Origin of the sequence: Mesorhizobium sp. M7A.F.Ca.CA.004.04.2.1, from assembly GCF_004022825.1 — a bacterium.
Lineage (GTDB): Bacteria > Pseudomonadota > Alphaproteobacteria > Rhizobiales > Rhizobiaceae > Mesorhizobium.
The window spans coordinates 1-1231 of the sequence record NZ_RZPH01001364.1 but is presented as its reverse complement, the minus strand read 5'-3'; the positions used below and the strand labels follow the sequence as shown (position 1 = coordinate 1231).

2 protein-coding genes are annotated in these 1231 nt (G+C 59.9%); both read left to right on the top strand.

The genetic code is table 11. The annotated features are described in order from the left end of the window. Window positions 1–255: 255 nt before the first annotated feature. Window positions 256–969: an LPS export ABC transporter periplasmic protein LptC gene (lptC, locus tag EN893_RS34590; RefSeq protein WP_127269996.1), complete on the top strand. Its 714-nt coding sequence runs from the start codon at window positions 256–258 to the stop codon at window positions 967–969. After that, the coding region (locus tag EN893_RS34585; protein WP_281062529.1) for an LptA/OstA family protein at window positions 956–1231 on the top strand (276 nt) is incomplete at its 3' end. The genes lptC and EN893_RS34585, both read left to right, overlap by 14 nt.

Sequence of the window (1231 nt, the reverse complement as noted above, 5' to 3'; positions counted from 1 at the left end):
CGCTCTACAAGTATTGGCCTGCTCACATGTTTGTGCAATCGCCCCAGGTCGGCGACGAGACCGACGACGGATAAATTTTACGCCGCGTGTCTGTTTCTGCTATGGAGAACACGCAGTTGTGCGGACCTCGTTTTCGTCTGTACAAAGGCGGCTGTCACATTTTTGCAGTTTTCGTGGGCTTGTGCTTGCTTGAAAGCGCCGGCGTCCCACCTATAGGCGGTGCTCAAGGGTGGGCAGGGTTAAAGAAAGCAGTGAATGTTAGCGCGACCGATTGAACCGACCAACGCCGAGGCGGTGTTGGCTCCCCCGGCGGACGGCCGGACGCGCGGCGACGCTTTCGACCGTGCACAGCGTCATTCGCGCCGCGTGCGCGTTCTCAAATTTGCCGTGCCGGTGGCCGCGGCACTGATAGCGGTCGCTTTCCCGGTCTATTCCTATCTCGCCGCACCCGTCGCCGTGAAGGTTCAGGCGGAAGGCACTGCCTTTTCCAACGGCAAGCTGGTGATGGCCAATCCCAAGCTCAACGGTTTCACCAAGCAGAAGCAGCCTTATTCGATGACGGCGCTGCGTGCCATTCAGGATGTCAGCACGCAAGGTATCATCGAGCTGGAAGGCATCGACGCCAAGGTGCCGATCGCGCCCGACAATGTGGCGGCGGTCAAGGCCTCGCACGGCACCTACGATCGCGACGGCAATACGATGAATTTGACCAGCGACGTGACGATCACCACGACCGACGGCATGCAGGCCAAGTTCAAATCGGTCTTCCTCGACATGGGCAAAGGCACTATGAAGACGGGAGATCCCGTCGATGTCAGCCGTGGCGGGTCGCGGATCACGGCGGATACGATGTCGGTCCAGGACAATGGCAAGGTTCTGGTTTTCGAGAACAAGGTGCGCGTCAACATCGATTCCACCGCCTTGAAGGCGGCACAGGGAAACAGCGGAGAAACCAATGCGGCTCAGTAGTTCGACGCGGCTCGCGGCTGCAACTTCAGCGTTGCTGCTGCTCGGACTCGGGCCGTCATCGGCGCAGACGACCAGTCAATCAGGCCTCAAACTGTCCGGCGACAAGCCGATCCAGATCGAGAGCGACAAGCTGGAAGTCCGCCAGGCCGACAGTGTCGCCATCTTCACGGGCAATGTCAGTGTCGTCCAGGGGCCGACATTGATGAAGGCCGGCAAGATGACGGTCTACTACGTCAAGGACCCCAACGCCGCTGCCAAGGGC

What these genes read in the sequence shown, in the direction of transcription:
- lptC (WP_127269996.1), top strand. Translation starts at nt 256, where the DNA reads ATGTTAGCGCGACCGATTGAACCGACCAACGCCGAGGCGGTGTTGGCT.